The sequence below is a fragment of the Metamycoplasma subdolum genome, from assembly GCF_033546815.1.
In the GTDB taxonomy this organism is placed as follows: domain Bacteria; phylum Bacillota_I; class Bacilli_A; order Mycoplasmatales; family Metamycoplasmataceae; genus Metamycoplasma; species Metamycoplasma subdolum.
Genome location: NZ_CP137846.1, coordinates 590,144 through 609,384, shown reverse-complemented (window position 1 = coordinate 609,384; position 19,241 = coordinate 590,144). Strand labels below are relative to the sequence as shown.

Annotated in this window: 13 protein-coding genes; 7 read left to right on the top strand and 6 right to left on the bottom strand. The window is 30.5% G+C overall.

The features are described 5' to 3' along the window. Window positions 1-77: 77 nt before the first annotated feature. From R9C05_RS02700 to uvrB, 3 genes are all read right to left on the bottom strand, one after another. Entirely contained in the window at window positions 78-2,747 is a 2,670-nt protein-coding gene (locus tag R9C05_RS02700; RefSeq protein ID WP_121941038.1) for a leucine-rich repeat protein, read from the bottom strand. A gap of 254 nt (window positions 2,748-3,001) precedes the next feature. After that, window positions 3,002-4,318 carry an endonuclease/exonuclease/phosphatase family protein gene (locus tag R9C05_RS02695; protein WP_147437893.1) on the bottom strand — a complete coding sequence of 439 codons (1,317 nt, stop codon included), beginning with the start codon at window positions 4,316-4,318 and terminating at the stop codon, window positions 3,002-3,004. Window positions 4,319-4,355: 37 nt separating this feature from the next. Next, window positions 4,356-6,362, bottom strand: coding sequence for an excinuclease ABC subunit UvrB (uvrB, locus tag R9C05_RS02690; RefSeq protein ID WP_121941036.1), 2,007 nt, complete (start codon window positions 6,360-6,362; stop codon window positions 4,356-4,358). A 231-nt stretch (window positions 6,363-6,593) separates the two neighbouring features. Between uvrB and R9C05_RS02685 the strand changes: the two genes are divergently transcribed. The 5 genes from R9C05_RS02685 to R9C05_RS02665 all read left to right on the top strand — a co-directional run bounded on the left by R9C05_RS02685 (window position 6,594) and on the right by R9C05_RS02665 (window position 13,635). Beyond that, window positions 6,594-7,253, top strand: coding sequence for a leucine-rich repeat protein (locus R9C05_RS02685; protein WP_121941035.1), 660 nt, complete (start codon window positions 6,594-6,596; stop codon window positions 7,251-7,253). 305 nt (window positions 7,254-7,558) lie between these two features. Then, window positions 7,559-8,941 carry a BMP family ABC transporter substrate-binding protein gene (locus R9C05_RS02680; protein WP_318613915.1) on the top strand — a complete coding sequence of 461 codons (1,383 nt, stop codon included), beginning with the start codon at window positions 7,559-7,561 and terminating at the stop codon, window positions 8,939-8,941. A 117-nt stretch (window positions 8,942-9,058) separates the two neighbouring features. Further along, a complete protein-coding gene (locus R9C05_RS02675) occupies window positions 9,059-10,708 on the top strand; it encodes an ABC transporter ATP-binding protein (protein WP_121941033.1) in 1,650 nt (549 codons plus the stop codon). Then, window positions 10,689-12,677, top strand: coding sequence for an ABC transporter permease subunit (locus R9C05_RS02670; protein WP_318613914.1), 1,989 nt, complete (start codon window positions 10,689-10,691; stop codon window positions 12,675-12,677). The genes R9C05_RS02675 and R9C05_RS02670 overlap by 20 nt, the downstream gene beginning before the upstream one ends. Window position 12,678: 1 nt before the next feature. Further along, window positions 12,679-13,635, top strand: a complete 957-nt coding sequence (locus R9C05_RS02665; protein WP_121940857.1) for an ABC transporter permease — start codon at window positions 12,679-12,681, stop codon at window positions 13,633-13,635. Between the two features lie 45 nt (window positions 13,636-13,680). Here the strand turns inward: R9C05_RS02665 and tsaD are convergent, their stop codons facing one another. Genes tsaD through tsaE form a run of 3 tightly spaced genes read right to left on the bottom strand, consistent with a single transcriptional unit; the run spans window position 13,681 to window position 15,556 of the window. After that, window positions 13,681-14,607 carry a tRNA (adenosine(37)-N6)-threonylcarbamoyltransferase complex transferase subunit TsaD gene (gene tsaD / locus R9C05_RS02660; protein ID WP_121940856.1) on the bottom strand — a complete coding sequence of 309 codons (927 nt, stop codon included), beginning with the start codon at window positions 14,605-14,607 and terminating at the stop codon, window positions 13,681-13,683. After that, window positions 14,607-15,164, bottom strand: coding sequence for a tRNA (adenosine(37)-N6)-threonylcarbamoyltransferase complex dimerization subunit type 1 TsaB (gene tsaB / locus R9C05_RS02655; RefSeq protein WP_121940855.1), 558 nt, complete (start codon window positions 15,162-15,164; stop codon window positions 14,607-14,609). Before tsaB ends, tsaD begins: the two co-directional genes overlap by 1 nt. After that, window positions 15,164-15,556 carry a tRNA (adenosine(37)-N6)-threonylcarbamoyltransferase complex ATPase subunit type 1 TsaE gene (tsaE, locus tag R9C05_RS02650; protein WP_121940854.1) on the bottom strand — a complete coding sequence of 131 codons (393 nt, stop codon included), beginning with the start codon at window positions 15,554-15,556 and terminating at the stop codon, window positions 15,164-15,166. The genes tsaB and tsaE overlap by 1 nt, the downstream gene beginning before the upstream one ends. A gap of 74 nt (window positions 15,557-15,630) precedes the next feature. Between tsaE and R9C05_RS02645 the strand changes: the two genes are divergently transcribed. Both R9C05_RS02645 and R9C05_RS02640 read left to right on the top strand, forming a co-directional pair. Next, window positions 15,631-16,326, top strand: a complete 696-nt coding sequence (locus R9C05_RS02645) for a DNA alkylation repair protein (protein ID WP_121940853.1) — start codon at window positions 15,631-15,633, stop codon at window positions 16,324-16,326. A gap of 156 nt (window positions 16,327-16,482) precedes the next feature. Further along, on the top strand, window positions 16,483-19,224 hold the full coding sequence (locus R9C05_RS02640) for a hypothetical protein (RefSeq protein WP_121940852.1): 2,742 nt from the start codon (window positions 16,483-16,485) through the stop codon (window positions 19,222-19,224). Window positions 19,225-19,241: the final 17 nt, after the last annotated feature.

Genomic DNA, 19,241 nt, shown 5'->3' with positions numbered 1-19,241 from the left:
AAGCACAAACTTTAAAAATATAAAAAAGCAAACTTAATTGTTCGCTCTTTCTAAAATTTATTATTTAGTTCTTTTATTTACATTTGTTTTGGTTGGAAATCTAATTGAGTAGATGCTTTATCAAACTCTGCTTTATTATTAGTATAAACTGAGTTATCTGGCAAGAACACTGATCCGTTAACTGTTGCATCTAAGAATGAATCAGCTTCCAATACTATATCTAAGTTATTAGGGAAAATTATGTCACCTTTAACTAGAATATTTTGAAAACAATAAGTTGGTATTGTTTTTAGATATAAATCAGGTAATACTAAATCACGTTCAATGGTTGCACCATAAAACATAGCAGATGATAAAACTGCAAAATTTGGAAGAATAATATTTTCCAAACGAGCATCTGCAAACACACGATTATCAAAAGTAATATTGCAATTTGGAAAATCAACATATTTAATTGCTTTTTCAGGAGCCTTTGTATGACCTACAAAAGCTTCATATTCAACATCCGTAATTTCAGCTAAAATTTTGACTCTTCTTATAAAATCTGTATCTGAGAATAATTTACCACCAATTTTTTTAATAGTTATTCCATTAAGTTTTTTAGGAACAACAAATGTATCCATTCTTGGGGATCCATTTAATATTTGAGATAACATTTGACTAGTATCTTTCATTTGTAAGGTACCGTCACTTTTAACCTCTGTATATTGTTGTAATATATTTAAACTAGGTTGAAGAGTGGTTCCTGTTCCTTTAACAATGCGGGTTTTAAATTCATTAATTTGGTGTTGAATTTCATTTTTTAACTTATCGGTTGCATCTTCATTAGTTTTAAGTTGATTAAAAAATTGATTTCATTTATGTGTATAAAAATCTATTCATCTTTGAGTAACACCATGAGTTCCGGGAGCAACTTCACCAGCATCAATATTATTAGTTAAGTAGATTTCAAGGTTTGAATAACTTGCTTTTATTTTATCCGTAGTATTATCCATTAAAAGCTTTTTAATTTCAAGATATTTTGCACTTGCTTTACCGTGAACAATCCGGCTATGTACAAGTAATTTGGCTTTATTCAAATCTTTCAATCCTTGAATAGCTTCACTCTCTAAATCAATTTTCATAAGTCTTTGTCATTCGGCACGATACTCATCTGCATGTGCTTGCAAAATTTCTTTTTTTCCTTCTAGAATTTCCATTGGTTCGTGGGTAGAATGGACCATTTCGGTAACACCTTTTAATATCTTATCGGGACTATACTTAATAAGTTCTCCTTTTAACTTATCCACATTAGGTGCATACGTTCCAGTAAGAACATGACTATGTGTTTCAGCAACAACTGGTGAAAATTCATCTTTTGCTGCTTTTGCCAAACTATCTTTTGTCACTTCTGATGCTTTATTTCACGCAGCAACAAATTTATCTCAATATTTTTTACTAATTCCTTTTCTTCCTTGAGGTATGTCTTTTGCTAGCAATGGATCTTTATCAATAATTAATAAATTTAAATCCTTTTTAATTTGTTCAGGTTTGAAGGTTTCAAGAAATGCTTTAAGCTCATCAATATTTTTAGTACTCTTACCTTGAACAATTTCGCCCTTAGCTTTATCAAAAGCATTTTGTAATTTAGTTCTGGCAGCTTCTGCTTCAGTTTCAACAGTAACTTTTTCTGCATCTGCTAGTGCTTGTTCTAATGCTTCCGCTGTTTGTTTACTAATTGCTTTTAAATCTTCTGAAATTTCATCAGGTTTTATTTCACCATCTACTCTTAAAACATCCTTAAGAATATTCTCAGTTTTAACTTGAGAAATCAATGCTTGTAATAATTGAAGCTCTGCGGTCGAAATTCCTACAACTATTGAATTTTTAAATTTATCAAATGCTGCTTCAAGGTCTTTTTTAGCTTGTTCAGCTTTGGTTTCGTCAGTTACTTCTTTAGCAGTTTTAATTGCATTTTCCATTGCTTCTTTTTCAGATTTTGCAATTGCTTTAGTACCTTGTGCAATATCTTCTGCTTTAGGTGTTCCATCAATTATTTGTACGTCTGATAGAAGTGTTATTATGTCGTTTTCAATTTGATTAATAACAAATTTTAAAGCATCAAGATTTTTCTCTGATGTTCCAGTCACTATTTCACTAATTAAGTTTTCGACAGCCTTTTCAAGGTCTTTTTTAGCTTGTGCTGCTTTTGTTTCTTCAGTTACTGCTTTGGCAACATCAAGAGCTTTTTGATACTCTAAAACTTTATCTTTCCAAATCACCTTTTTACCTTTAGGCGTGTTTTCAGGTAAAGGCTTGACATTTGATTGTTCTACATCCTTCAATAATTTCTCAATTTCTACTTGAGCAATGTAGTATTTTAATTTTGCAAGTTCTGCAGTTGAGGTACCAATTACTACAGAATTTTTAAGTATTTCTACTGCTTTTTCTAGTTCTTTTTTAGCAGCATTAATGTCTTTTGATCTAGTTACTTTTTTGGCTTTATTTAAAGCTTCTTCATAATCCTTAATCTTGATTTTAGAAATACCTTTTTTGTCCTTTGGCAAATCATTAGGTTTAATATCACCATCAAATTGTTCAACATCAGTAGGAAGTAATTTATCTACACTTGAAACTGATTCAATATAGGCTCTATAATTACGAAGATCTTTTTTTTGTTTTGCTACAACTGCAATTGTCGCTACCGTGGCAACTCCAGCAGCAACTCCAAGTGCAATTAAAGCAATCTTGAATGGTTTTTTTAACATTTTTTTATTCCTCTTGTTATTAAGTTTTTTTAACTACAGAATATTATTTTTAAACTTTTATATTATTAAAAACTAAAAATCAAATGAAAATCATACATTTTTACAATATTTTTGGCCTTTTTTATTGCTTTTCACATTAAAAATGAGCAAAAACAAAGTTTTTCCACTCCTTGTTTAAGGCTAAATAACAAAAAAAAGCAAATTTTATAAATTTGCTATTTATAACTTTAGTTTTTTAATTATCAAAACTATTGCTAATAAATTATTTTAGAACTTACTGCACAGTGATCACTAACTGTTCTTGGTCAGGTTTCTTCAGTTGGGAAAGAAATTTTTCATTTTTTGAACAATGCTTTTCATGTATTAATTTGTTCATTGTTTATACTTCAAAGTTTATGAATCATTCCTGACTCGGTTTTTAAATTAGTCTTTGCAATTAATTTATCATAAGTGTTAGAATAAACTTCAGGTTTCATTCCAAGTGAAGTTTTATTTTCTTCTATTTCTTCGAATAAAAACTTAAATTCATTTGTCATATTGAAGGCAAAATCTTGCTTTTTGAATTTTATATTTGTATCTCCACCAAAGAATAAATCGGAATTTGTGCCATCAATTTCATCATACTTTTTAAATACGTTTTTAAGTTGTCTTGCTTCAGCAAGTTCTTGAAGTCCAGTTCCATTTTTTGATCCTTCTCCGCCCTTTCCGCCTGGACTATCAAAGTGATCAAATATAAATGTAAAATCTTCAACTTGATTTTTATTATGATCTAATGCTGCAAACTTAACACCAAAAGGTGGGCGAACATATTCCCCTTTTCCACCATTAGATTCATTTAGTGGCTCTTCAGGATCAAAAGTTTCAGTATATGAGAAGCCTGTTTTCCCATTTTCAAAAGGCAATGTTTTTAATTTATCAGAATTATAAATTATTGAAACATATTCTGCTTGGCCAGGACTTGCGTAAGATCCTTTTAAAAGCTCTGAGTGAATTATGTTGAAATTAGAACTATTTATTTCTTTTAAAAGATCTAAAACCCTTTCGGCACCTTCGGTACTTCTTATTTCAGTTAATCCTATTAAATCAAACTTTTCACCATTAATAATTTGGGCAATTGCACGATGTTTATATTCTTCACCTCCATCACTCAAATTTAAAACATTTCAATGGCCTCAAACAATTGAACTTTTTCCAGATGGTGGTGGCGTTGGAACAGGAGGTGGAGTAACAGTACCAGTTGATTTAAAACCAGCAATTTCAAAGATTCTTGTAACTTTAATTTGAGGTATATTGTGATAAATTAATTCAACTTTAACTTGTAAAGTTGTATTATCACTTTTCACGCTCAAATTTAAATTAACAATATGAATTCATGTATTAGTTTTAGTAATTTTAATTTGCTTTTTAGTTACGCTTTTAGCTTCAACTTGACTTTTATCACCATCAAATTCAACTTCCATTTCTTGGATGATTCTCTTTAGTCTTTTTTCCGCTTCATCTCTTCCATTTTTACATGAAATTAAAACTACGGGTAAAAAACTTACCGCACTAAATGTAACTAATTTTGCCAAACAATTAATTTTCTTCATATTAAAATTATAAAAAGTTCTAAGACTTTTTGTTATCACTATTATGTTTATCCGACTTAAATTCTTCTAAATCAATACCAATTTCAAACAAATGGTCGCGAATTTCAATTGCTTTTTCAAAGTTTCTTTCTTTGCTTGCTTGGTTCATTTCTCTAACAAGTCTCTTGATATATTTTCTGTTATAAACTTTGCCTTCAGCATCATCTAGTACGTCTTCAAACTTGATTCCACTAATTGGTTTTGGTATATCTTTGATAATTGTTTTAGGAACAATCCCGTGTTTTTCATTATATTCTTGTTGGATTTTTCTTTTGTTTTCATTATCTTGAATAGTTTCAACCATTGCTTCTGTGAAATTTTGAGCATAAAATATAACTTTTCCATGATCATTTCTGGCGGCACGACCAACGATTTGAATTAAACTTCTAGTGTTTCTCATAAAACCATGACTATCTGCATCTAAAATGCAAACTAAACTTACTTCGGGCAAATCTATTCCTTCACGAAGTAAGTTAATTCCAATTACAACATCAAACTTTCCTGATCTTAACCCTCTTAAAATTTCATTTCTTTCAAAGATTTTGAACTGGTCATGAATATAAGCTGATTTTATTTTTCTTTCTTTGAAATACGTTGAAAGCTCTTCTGCTCTTTTTTTAGTTGTGGTTAAAATTAAAGTACGTTCTTTTTTCTTAATTTGTTGTTGAATTTTTTCAAAAATATCAAACACAACATACTCGGTTTGATTTACTTCGATGATAGGATCTAACAAGCCTGTTGGGCGTATATATTGAGTAACAACTTCTCCTTCTGTCTTATTAAGTTCATACTCTCCTGGAGTTGCTGAAAGATAAATTTTTGGAAAATGAAACTCTTCAAATTCGTGAAATCTCAAGGGTCTATTATCAAGTGCAGAAGGCAATCTAAATCCATATTCTACTAAAGTTTCTTTTCTTGATCTATCGCCATTAAACATACCATTAAGTTGCGGTATCATCATATGACTTTCATCAATAAAAATCATGGCATCATGAGGTAAATAATCAAAGATAGTATAAGGCCTTTCTCCAGGTTTTCTTCCATCTAAATATCTGGCATAATTTTCCATTCCAGAAGTGTAACCAAACTCTTGAATTGAGTCTAAATCATTTAAAACTCTTTCTTTAATTCTTTGAGCTTCTATTAATTTATTTTCGCTCTTAAAGTAAGCAATTCTTTCTTCAAGTTCTTCCTTGATTTCACTAATCATTTCTCTTTTTCTATTCATGTTTACTGTATAAGTTGTTGCTGGAAAAACAGTAATATTATTGACCTTGCCTTTTTCTAAAATATCCCTTGTGGTAGGGTTTATTTTGGAAATTGCTTCAATCTCATCATCAAACATTTCAATACGTATTCAAAAATCAGTTGTATATCCTGGAGCAATGTAAATAGTATCTCCTTTTACGCTAAGTTCTCCTATATTTAATTCCACATCATTTCTTGAATAACCAATCATATTTAGTTTATTTAAAATAAATCTTCTATCAACTTTCATACCAACTTCTATATCAAAAAAATTAGCACGATATTCATAAGGATTAAACTCACCATAAATTGCAGCAACACTTGCTACAACAATAGTGTCTTTTCTAATTGTCAAAGCATTAATTGCACTCATTCTCATTGCTTCAAGTTCTTTATTATTTTTTGCTGTTTTTTCAATATATAAATCAGCAGTCGGAATATACGCTTCTGGTTTATAAAAATCAAAATAAGAAATAAAATATTCAACTCTGTTTTCAGGAAAAAATTCTTTAAGTTCTGAGTAAAGTTGAGAAGCTAAAGTTTTATTATGTGAAATTATCAAAGTTGGGCGATTTAATTTTTCAATAACATTAGCAATTGTGAAAGTTTTACCTGAACCAGTTACTCCTAAAAGTACTTGATGTTGCTTTCCATCATTAATGCCTTCAACTAAAGATTTAATAGCTTCTGGTTGATCTCCTGCTGGCTGAAACTTACTATGCAAAATAAATTTATTCATATCTAAATTTTAGTTAAAAATACTATTTTTTTCTTATGTTATCATTTTGTTTTAAGATGTGAATTTTGAATTTGAATTAATTAACGTTATAATAAATTTGTGCAAAACCAAGGTAAAATTTTTAATGATCTTGGGCTTGCACCTTTTTTTATTCAAAATCTAACCTAATAATTTAATAACTACTAGACTAATTGAAAAAGCAAATCTTACTATTGTGTTAAAATTAAACTTATGAAAATTAAGAAGAATAAATTTTTACTTTTAGCCATTGGATTAGGTATACCTGCTGCCATAACTGGGCTAACAATTTCATGTGGATGCAAAAAGGAAAAAGCTAACTCAACAGCTTACAATTTTATTAATCCTTCTAATCCACATGCTTTTGATGTAAACACAAAAACATTAAATTTAATTGGTCAAACTACAATGACTCATATCCCAAATGCATCATTTTCATTTCAAACTTTAAGCAAAATTGTTGCTGAATCAAAATGAGATGTTGCTCGCTCAAAAATTGAACACATCAAACTTCCTGACACAATCGAATATATCGGAAAAGGTGCATTTCAAAAACTTCCATTAAAATCTATAAATTTGGAAACTTTAAAGAATTTAAAACAAATTGATGAAGGTGCATTTTTAGAAACTGAACTTGAAAATGTAACTTTACCCGAAGGCCTTTTGGTTATTAAACCTAACGCATTTGATTCAACAAAAATCTTAGCTATTACTTTACCTCAATCAGTTTTTGATTGTTCAATATTTTTTATAAGTAATCTTGATAGAAGCAAAAAAGTTGAAGTTACTGTTAAAAATGCAGATTTAAAAAAGAAACTTATTGAAGAACTTTCAAAACTTCCAGAAGAAAAGAAATTTATTACTATTAAATAATAGATAGATGAAAAATTAGGCATTAAAATGCCTGATTTTTTTACTTATTTTTAATTTATAAAAATATCAAAATTAGATTTAAAAATATAGGAATTAAGATAAAAATATAGGATTTATTGTTTTACTAATTAGTATATTTTTATTAATTTAAGAAATTGCTAGTTTTTTTAACTTATAATAAAATTACTTTATTTTATCAGTTTTGGGCAAATAGACAACTCCCATTGTGGTTGAAAATACTACATAAATTTATTTATTTCTTATGCGATGGTGAAATAAAGAAATTACAAAATGAAAGGTTTAATATGAAAAGCAAATTTTTTAAAATTCTTCTAGCCGTTAGTGCTCCTCTTGCTGTGGCAACACCTTTAGTTGCTATGAGCTGTGGCAAAGACAAAAATGACTACAAAGTTATTGAAGTTGATGGAGTTAAAACACTAGAAACATTAGCAGAAATTCACTCAATCAAAGGATTGAAATTACCTGAAGGAATGACAAAAGAAAACGCTCCAAGAGCAATCTTCATTACTGATGAAGGAACAATTAATGACAAATCATTCAACCAATCAGGTTGAGAAGCTGTAAACAAAGTTTCTTTTGAATTAGGAATTAACACAGCTAAAAAAGATGAATTAATTAACAAATACATTGAAGTTGAAAAAGGAAAACTTGAAACTTCATACAAACAAGCTATAGATGAAGGATTTAGATACATCGTTCTTTGTGGATTTACACACGAAGCAAGTTTAACTAAATTACTAACAGACGCAGTTTACAAAAAGAAAATTGTTGATAATAAAATTATTTTCATTTGTGTTTACTTTCCTGGGACAGATCTTCAAAAAGCAATCCCTGGGCAAATTCTACCAGTTATTTTCAACACAAGAACTGCTGAATTTATGGCTGGGCAAGCAACAGCTAACTATCTAGCTGAAAAATACCCTGGCAAAGACAACAAAAACAAAAGAACTGTTGGTGCATTCGGTGGTATCGTTTGACCTGCTGTTTCTGACTTTATCGTTGGTTTTTATAGAGGGATTATTGAAGCAAATAAATCTTTAGGTACAGATGACAAAGTTTATTCTATTTCAGCAAAAACAGAACTTGAAACAGGATTCGTTCAAGGTTCAGCTGAAGCAACTGCTGCAGTTAACGGTATTGCAAAAGCACAAGTTCTATTCCCAGTTGCTGGATCAATCACAATTGATGCTGTTGAAAGATTAAGAAAAGATGGAAGAGAAGGACAAGTAGTTATTGGTGTTGATGCTGACCAATCTAAAGCTTTCGAAGACAAAGTATTCTTCTCATCAGTTCTTAAAAAAGTTGGACAAGCTATTTATACAACAATAGCAGAACTATACACCAAACAAGAAAAGAACTTAACATTCTACCCAGGCTTTGAAGCAGGTAAAACCAATGCTACTGCATTATCATTTGGTTACGACCCAAATGATAGTACCAAAGCTTTCGTTGGAATCGCAAATGCTGCTCTTGCAAATGAAGCAGATAATACAATTGCACAAAAACACATTGACGCTGCAGTTAAATACTACAAAGAAAATTCATCAGCAGTTGACAAAATCTTAAGTAATGAAGAAGACAAAAAACTTACTGGTGCCGCAGCTGGTCCTGACTTCTACAAAACTTTAGTCAACGAACTATCAAAACTACTAAACACTGGTTTATAGTATTAGTCTAAAAATATTAAATAAATTAAGAATTTTTATCACCTATCATTAAATAATTAATAACGCAAAAACAAACTTTTGCGTTTTTACATTTAACCAGGAAGAAAGACAAAAAATATGGATAAAAACGCAGTTGAATTTTTAAATGTAACAAAGGATTTTGGAACGCTTAGAGCTAATGATGATATTAGTTTTGCTGTCAAAAAAGGTTCTATTCATGCCTTAATTGGAGAAAATGGTGCCGGTAAATCTACCTTGACATCTATTTTGTTCGGTTTATATCAACCAACAAAAGGAACAATTAAGATTAATGAACAAGAAATCATTGTTAAAGATCCAAATCAAGCCAATACGTTAGGTATTGGTATGGTCCACCAACACTTTAAATTAGTTAATGTTTATACTAACTTAGAAAATATTGTTCTTGGCGCTGAATTTGAAAAAAACATGATGATTGACTTAAAAACTGCTAGATTAAAAGTTAAAGCTATCCAAGATCTATACAATTTGCACTTTGATTTAAATGAACTTTCTGGAAAAGCTTCTGTTGCTACTCAACAAAAAGTTGAGATCATGAAAATGTTATATCGTGATGCACAGATTCTAATTTTCGATGAACCTACTGCAGTTTTAACTGACCAAGAAATTCAAGGTCTTTTAAAAACTATGAAAATCTTTAAAGAAAATGGTAAAACTATTATTTTTATTTCTCACAAACTACACGAAGTTAAAGATGTTGCTGATGAGGCAACTGTTCTTAGAAAAGGTAAAGTAATTGGAACCTACGATGTTGCCAACACAAGCATTGAATTTCTTGCCGAAGCAATGGTTGGACAAAAAGTTGTTTTGCCTACTAACTTAGTAAGTGATGTTTCTAAAAATGATGTTGTTTTATCATTTGAAAATGTTTCAACAAGCACAAAACTAGCAAAACCTTTACACGATGTAAGCTTTAATTTGCACAAAGGCGAAGTTCTAGCTTTTGCTGGTGTTGAAGGTAACGGTCAAGAAACACTTGAATATGTACTTTGAGGGCTTCTTAAACCTGTTAAAGGTCATATCTGACTTCATAATAATGAAGACGGAAGTAAAACTGATATTACAGGTTGAAGTGTTGCTGATAAAAACAAAAAGGCAAAAATCAATGTCGTTCCAGGAGACCGTCACAAACATGGATTAATTCTTGACTTCAATATTCAAGATAACTCAATAATAAGACTTTTAAATTACAAACAATATGCTCCTTTTGGGATCATAAATAATAAAGAAAAACGTAGACTTTTCCTTGATATTAAAAATAATTTTGATGTTCGTGGAACAAAAGATGGATCATCATTTGCCCGCTCACTATCAGGTGGTAATCAACAAAAAGCCATCGTTGGTCGTGAAATGAGTACTGAACATGACATTCTAGTCATAGTTCAACCTACACGGGGACTTGATGTTGGTGCTATTCAATTAATCCACTCAAAAATTATTGAGGAAAAGAAAGCAGGAAAAGCAATCATTCTAATTTCATACGAACTTGATGAAGTTCTTGCTTTAGCAGATACTATTGCCGTTCTAAATGGTGGTAAAGTATTAAGCATTAAACAAGCAAGCAACTACAATAGACCTGAAATTGGACTTCTAATGGCTGCTTCTGTTGATAAGCAATCAGAAGAAAGCCATAAAAAGAAAAAACTTTTAGTAAGAATAAAAGAATGATTCGCAAACAGAAAGAAAAGAAGAAAGGAGGAAACATCAGATGTCTCAGACAGTAACTAAAAATAATCAAGAAGAAAACAAACCAGAAAAACTTAATTTTATTGGCAAAATTAAGAGAATGTTTTTCCTTGATGCAAACGTCTCTTCAAGAAGAAAAGTTTACAACTCACTTTGAGCAATCGTATTTAGTTTACTAATCGGTGCTCTCTTCCTTTCATTCTCAGGAGAAAATCCTTTTGGAATTATTGTTAATATTTTCAAAAAAGGGATCACTGGAGATAGACAAAGACTTCTATACTTAATAGTAATTTACGGAATTGCTTCAATCGGTGTCGGCTTTGGTTTCAAAACTGGACTCTTCAACATGGGTGTCGCCGGTCAGATGATGCTTAGTGGTATCTTTGGAATATTAATTCTAAACTTTACTCATAAAACATCACCACATGACCCTTCTATAGTAGACGTAACAAACTCTGGACTAGTTTTCGTTGCAATGATTGTCGGAATCTTAACAGGATTTTGTTTAGCATCTATTGCCGGAATTTTAAAAACATATTTAAAAATTCATGAAGTTGTTTCAACTATTTTACTAAACTGAATCGTTGTTTATATTGGTAAATTCTTCTTTAAAAAATATAAAGAATTGCCAACTCCCAACATTTACGATGGTTCAGCTCACCTTGTAATTGATGGGTTCTGAAATAGAACTACATTTATTTGAATGGGGCTTGCATGTCTAATTTTTATCTCTCTAGCCTTATTCTTAGTTTTAAAATTCACAACCTTAGGATACAAAATAAAAGTAAACGGACTTAACCCAGATTCAAGTAACTACGCCGGTGTTAACAAACATGCAACCACTATTCTTTCATTAGGATTTTCAGGTGCTCTTGCAGGTTTGGCTGGATTTATTTACTTTGTTATTTTTGAAGGTAGGTACGAGGTCCAAGAGGCACCACTCACAAAGGGCTTCGACACCGTTGCAATTGCCCTGCTCGGTGTAAACTCGCCTATCGGAATAATCTTCTCATCAACCTTCTATTCAATCTTAGATAACTCAAAAGCTGGACTAAAACTCCTTTACTTCTCAAACGATTTAATTAAAGATGGTGGAATCGACGTTATTATCGGAATCATAATTTATGTCGCAGCACTTTCAAATGCCTTATCAGTCTTTCAGCCCGCTGGATTCTTCTGGAAAATTATTAAACTCTACACGCAAAAAGCCTTTAAACTCAAGAGGAAAGAACTCAACGATCTACCTGAAAAGAGAAAAATTTATCTTGAAAAAATGGCTTTATTAAAGGAAGAATACAAAAAGAACGCTCCTGAATTCAAACTAATTAAAAAACAAATTCGTGATCTTCAAGATGAAGTTCTATTGAAAGTTCGAGCAAAAGGAGATAATGCATTATCATCAAAAGAAGTTGAAGATATTTTCATCAATCTTGCTAATGAAAAATATGCTCTTGAAAATAAACTTAATGAATTAGGTTACTTTGCAATTAAGGATCTTAAAAACTGGTATTTAGCTGAAAAATTCCAATACAAAAACAAAGTTAAAGAACTTGAAAAACAACACATTGAATACTTTAACTTCTGATTAAAAGATTCTTATGAAAATTGAAAGAAATTCAGAAAACAAAGATCAGAAATTATCAAGCAACGTAACCTTGAAATTAAAGCATTGAAAGAATCTCAAAGAAATGTTTTCAAAGAAGAAAAATCTAAATTAATAAATCAAGCAAATGATGAAAATTGAAAGAAATTCAGAAAACAAAGATCAGAAATTATCAAGCAACGTAACCTTGAAATTAAAGCATTGAAAGAATCTCAAAGAAATGTTTTCAAAGAAGAAAAATCTAAATTAATAAATCAAGCAAATGATGAAATTGAAAAAATTAAATCAACTTGAAAAGAAAAAAGAAAAGCTTTAAAAGAAAGTTTAATGAAAGATGAAAATCAAACCGCTTTCTTGGAATATATGAATGCTAAAATAGCCTTAATGCCAAAAAAGGAGGAACTATAATATGGATTTTGCGATAGGACAAATTCAATTCTATGCTATCATCTTATGTTTAGGTGCCCTTTGTGGTGTATTCTGTGAACGTGTCGGAATCATCAACATTGGTATTGAAGGTATGATCTCAATGGGTTCTCTAGGATATGCACTTGGTGGTGCATTAATTTACAAAATTGATAAAACACTTTCAGGTTCTGGCTTCCAATTAATCCTTTTATTATTTGGTATGATTTTTGCCCTTGGTTTCTCATGTCTTCACGGCATGGCAACTATCAAACTTAAATCAGACCACACTATATCAGGTGTTGCCCTTAACCTTCTTGCAGTCGGAATCTGTACTTTAATTCTTAAAAATAAAAGCATCGCTGAACCTCAAGGATTTCTAAGATTTAACGTCAACGAAATGGTTCTTGGTTCTAAATGATGACAAGAATTTATTAGTCTCAAATTCTTCTTATTTATCGCAATCATAATCGCAGCATGAATTGCTTTAAATAAAACCAAATGAGGTCTACGTTTCAGATCTATTGGTGAAAACCCACAAGCTGCTGACGTTGCAGGTATTAATGTTAATTCATATAAATGACAAGGAATTATCATTGCTGGACTTATAGCCGGAGTTGCTGGATCAATTTATTCTCAAGAATTCAGAAACTCATTTAAAGGTTCTATTCAAGGTCTAGGTTTCCTAGCACTTGCTGTTATGATTATGGGTCACTGAAGAGTTGAAATTATCTTTATTTGTTCAATCTTCTTCTCAATCTTCTTCTATCTTGGAGTTCTTGCTGATGGAGTTGGATTCTCAGAATTAACTCAAAAATGATTTAAGAAAGATTTAGGTGACTACGGAACACTAATTAGAACCTTCCCTTACTTAATTACACTGGTCTCACTGATGGCCTTTAGTAAAATGGCTCCCGGCCCTGCTGCTTCCGGTGTGAACTACGATAAATCCAAACGTTAGTTTTACACTCAAAACAAAACAAAAAAAAGTGCCCCACGGCACTTTTTATTTATTCTTTTCGCTCGCAAGTCTTGCAATCATCATCGCATTATCAGTTGTATATTCTAACTTAGGCAAATAAACATTTTCATGCAATCCTAAAAACATTTCTCTTATTGCTTTATTAGCACTAACCCCGCCGACTAAACAAATCGCTTTAGGTTTGTATTTCAAAATCGCGGCTTTCATTTGCTTTTCTAGATATTTCACAATCGTATTTTGAAGCTCACAAGCATACTTTATTTTATTAATCTTTTCTTTCCTATTCACTTGATTATTAATCAAGTTAATAATTTGAGTTTTAATTCCACTAAAAGAAAAATCAAACTCATTTTTTGTTTTGGGTATTGTTAAATGATCTTGATATTTATCTTTATTCTCGCTTCAAAGTTCATCAATTATAGGCCCGCCAGGAAATCCAAGTTCAAGTTTTCTTGCGATTTTATCATACACTTCGCCGACAGCATCATCAAGTGTTTCACCTAAAATTTCAATTTCATCTTTGCTTTTATAAAGCATTAACTGGCTGTGCCCACCTGAAACTAAAAGTCCAAGTGTCGGGAAAACTGTCTCTTTTTCAATAAAAGCTGAGAAAAAATGACCTTCAAGATGACTTAATCCCATAACTGGTTTATTTAAAATTAACCCTAATGTATTTGCAACAATATAACCAACTTGTAATGAACCAATTAAGCCAGGAAACTGTGAATAAGCAATAATATCTATTTTAGAAAGATCAACTTGTTTCTTTAACTCTTCAAGTAATATCCCAATATTTTTAACATGATAACGAGAAGCGATTTCAGGAATTGTTCCACCATATTTTTTATGTATCTCAATTTGACTCATGGTCTTCATTCAAATTGGCTTGTTATTCTCTAAAAGTGCAAATGAAGTATCATCATGAGAAGACTCTATAGCAAAAATTAACATTACTTTACCTTTCCAATCTGTGTATCATGCAAATATAAAAGGTCAATATTTAAAAGGTCTTTTTCTTCTTTAAAGGTTGTTAAAAATTCCTTAAGATTTAACTCAAAATTTTTATAATCAAATTGATTATAATTACCTTCATTTTCAATTAATTTTGAGGTGATTTTCTCACCCTTTCATTCGATTAAATAAACATTATGACTATTAGCTTTTATCAAAACTTTATTATCAAACCTATCTTGCAATTCAAGATCTTTTTTAAATAGCTCATAAGTTGAGTTAGTAAATAACTTAACATTTTTAACTTGAGCAATAGTTCTTGCAAATAATAAGGCAACTCTTGCTCCAGTAAAAGACCCAGGCCCAGTTGTTATATAAAATTCTTTTACATCATTTATTGAGTATTCTAAATTTTCAAACAATGCATTAATAACATCAAAAAGAGCATCTGTTTTTTTAATAAGTTTTTCTTTTCTGATTGATTTAATTAATTTAAAATCACCACTAATTAAGGCAATGTATAAGTCTTCTAAACTAGTTTCTAAAAACATTTTCATTACATAACCTCTTTCTTAATTTCAAAAACATGATTTTGATGTTTATCAAAATAAACTTCAATTTCTATATATCTTTTGAAATTATGTTTAATATTTTTTGCTCATTCGATAACGACAAGCTTGTCTTCAAAATAATCTTCAAAAGCAAAAAGATCACCTTTTAATTTATAAGCATCAATATGAACTAATTTATCATAAACTAAAATAGTATTAAAAGTAGGTGAAATGACTTGCTTTTTTTCACCAAGTTTTTTTGCTATTTCACTAGTTAAAGCTGTCTTGCCTGCACCAAGTTCACCATTAAGTAAAATGGCTTCTAAATTAGGTTTAGAAAGTAAATAATCAACTAATGAATCAAGTTTTTCATTTTCTTTAAACACGTATTTTTTCATATTTTTCTGTTACTTTTGAAGCCAACAAAGGCTTATTAAATTATTATAATTCAATCTATTTTATAATTAAATATATGATTGATTCTTTTATCTTGAGCAAGTTAAAAAATCTAGCAAATGATAAAAATAAGGCTTTTTCATCTTCACTTTGTCCAACAGTAAAAAGCCAATTTTTTCTTGGTGTTCCTATTCCAAAACTAAGAGCTTTGGCAAAGTTATTATGAAAAGAAAACAAGCAAGAAGTTAATAATTTTCTTACTTCATTGCCTCATTATTTTGTAGAAGAAAATCTACTTCATGGATTTTTACTTGAACAAGAAAAGGATATAAATTTACTTAAAGAAAGAGTTAAAAAATATGTTCAAACTCTTTCAAATTGAATGGTATCAGATGGGTTCAAACCTAAACTTTTAATGCAAGATGAACCTTGCTTTTTAAAGTTAATCAAATCATGAATTCAAAGTAAAAACACTTATGTTGTTCGCTTTGCAATTATTATGTTGATGACTTTTTTCTTAAACGAAAATACCTTTAGATTAGAACACTTAATTTGAATTAAGAAAATCGAAAAAGATAACTATTACATTAATATGGCAATTGCTTGATATTGTTGTGAAGGATTAATAAAATTACCTTCAGAATTTTCCTTTATTTTACCTTATAAGTTTTTCAAAAAACCCGTTCATAATATGATAATTTTAAAAATTAGCCAAAGTAAAAAGTACTCAAAAATGCAAAAAAATCACTATGCAAAATACAAAATAAAGTAATTTATTAAAATCCAAAACTTTTTATTTTTAAAAAATACTTTCCTAAAAGCAGTTTTATAAAATTGACAAATTGTAATTTTTTGCCCCACAATTGATTTATTTTCTTAAATATTTATTATAATAAATGAACTTTATAATATTTACGAAAGGAAATCAATGGACACTCAAAAAGTCACACTTGCTGATGATAATCTTGCATTGGACCAAAAGAAAAAGGTTTCTTGAACAGATAAAATCAACAGACGTGTTGCGGGCTATTTAAGAGCTTTTCTTGTACCAATAATTTACATATTAATTGTTGGAATTTTTCAAGGCGTTCTTAATCATTTAAGCAGAATCCCACAAGTTGCAACTTCAGGATACTATCTAACATCATTAAAAGTTATTTCAGCTCTTAGCCTACTTTCACCTGCTGTTGTTGCTTTATCAATTGCAATTACCTACAGCAAAAACAGGCTCATTGCAGCCGCATCAGTTTTATTAGGCTTTCCGATAATCTTCTTATCAAGCTCTATAATGTTTAACTGAGCAGATCAACACACATTACTTTTCATTTTTAACGACAAATGACAAATTCCAACAAAGTTCATGCCATTAACAAGAGAGTTATCTGAATTCTCAGTTATTAAACCATCAATCTTTATGGGATTTATTTTAGGAGTATTAATTGCAAAGATTTCAAATATTTTTGCCTTAAAACAAATTAACAAGGCTAATGAAATTCTTTACACCTTTTTAATAATCGCCATCCTTAGCGTAGGACTTGGAATTGCTAATTCACTTCTAACCCAACTATTAGGTTTTGGGCTATCAAAAATTCCTACCGGCAAGGGTGAAGCTTCAATTTTTGGAGTTTTATTCCAACCATTTGCTTGATTATTTGCTTACAGCGATGTAGCACAAAGCATGTATCAATCTTATGGAATTACTACTGTAAATAGCGAACCATACGCACTTATGCTAAATGTATTCGTTCTACCTGCAGTATTAATCGTATTTATGTTCTCAACACCTAGAAAATCATTTGGATTTATTCTTCCAGTTTACTTCTTTGCTTTCTTAAGCTCTCTAGGTCTTGGACAAAGTCAAGCAGCACTTCTAATTGTTTTCATCTTCTCTCCTGCCCTTTTCTTAGCAATGGGATTTGTAACACCAGTTCTTACAATTCTAATTATTACTTTACAAAATATTGGACTAGCTGATGTTAAATCTAACTTAGTAGATGTTTCTTACCAACTTAAAGATTTAATCCCAACTAAATGAGCAGCGGCTCCAGTTAAAAACGGATGAAGCATTTACGTTGCCGGAGCAGTAGTATTCTTCTTCACATTCCTAGCTTACATTCTAACTGTTAAACTTGGAAAAAGAACACACTGAGGAAAAGGCTTTGCTACTCACAAAGTTTGAAGAATTGAAAATACTGACAAACAAATCAACTACTTCTTAAGCGGTAAGTATAGAGAAGAAAAACTTGTTCACATCAGAAACAAACACTTAAATATTTATCCTGATGAAGATAACAGAGTTGAATACATTGACGAAGTTACAAAAACAATTGAAATTCAAAAATCAAGATATGAAGATAGCGGATTAGATAATACAAGAATATTATCTCAAGGAAGACATTTCCACACTATCGAAACAGCAGGCCCACAACAACTTGCTCCAACTCATACTTTTGAACAACAAATGCCAATGCAAACTACAGGATTTGTTCCTGTTCCTCCAAAATACCAAACTTACCATATGGTAACCGGAGAAGCACCACGTTTAATTCAACCTTCTCAACCTACAATTCAAGAAGTTAGAGCACCTATTGAAAGAGTAACTCTTGCCCCAATGCAAGCGGGTGAACAACCAGTTCAAGGTTCAAAAACAATTTATGTTACAGCACCTACACCTGAACAAACTGTAATTCAGGCTACTCCAACTCAAATTTATTACACCGTTCCTAAGCCAGGAGAAGCAACTACAACTACTCAAGTTCAATTTTCACAACCTCAAGCACAATATGCTGATGATTCTTCAAGAACTTATACATTTGATCCAAGCAAACAACAAATGAATGAGTTTCTAACTGAATCAAAAAACTTACAAGAAGAAACTCAAACAATTAGGCCAAGTTTCTCAACCCCAACCGTTGCTCCTTCGCCTGAAGGCAGAGGAAGCTTTGTAATAAATCAAAACAAACAAGACTTTGATGATTTCATGACTGAAATCAAAAATACAAAAGAACAAGAATTATTTGAAATTGAAAACGAACCTGAAGAATTTGATTTTCAAGAAAAAACTGTTACTTTAAATAGAAAACCTCTTCAATATGAAACAACAACTGAAATTGAAGTTGAACAACCTACACCACTTCAATTTAAAGATGTTACTTTAACTCCAGCGGCAAAACCTAAATCTTATTCATTTAGTAAGAAAATTAAAGACTTCGTAATTCTAAGTCCACTTCTAGGTGAAATTAGAGCAATCAGAGAAAACTCAATCGATATTTACTCAAGCTCTGGAAAACTAATTATGCCTAACGATGCTGTAGTTGAATTTATTACTAAAGAAAAAGACGTATTCATTCTTGATATGTACGGCGTAAAAGTTGAATTCAAGATGAACGCAAACTTCAATCTTCCACATAAACAATCACTTCACAATAGAACTTTCGTAACAGCAGGAAAAACACTTTACAAAGGTGATTTCTTCATTGACGGAAACAAGAAATTCTATAGTGAAATTGGCGAAGAAATGATTATTACAATCACAGTATTGCCTGGAAAACACAGACTTACTCCAGTAAGACAAAGATCACGTAAGATTGATAAATGAACCGGTCTATTTGAAGTTAACTTAAAATCAGCAGTTGACGCAAGACAAAGAACCGCTGAAGAAATTAATTAATAATAAAAAGCCATTTG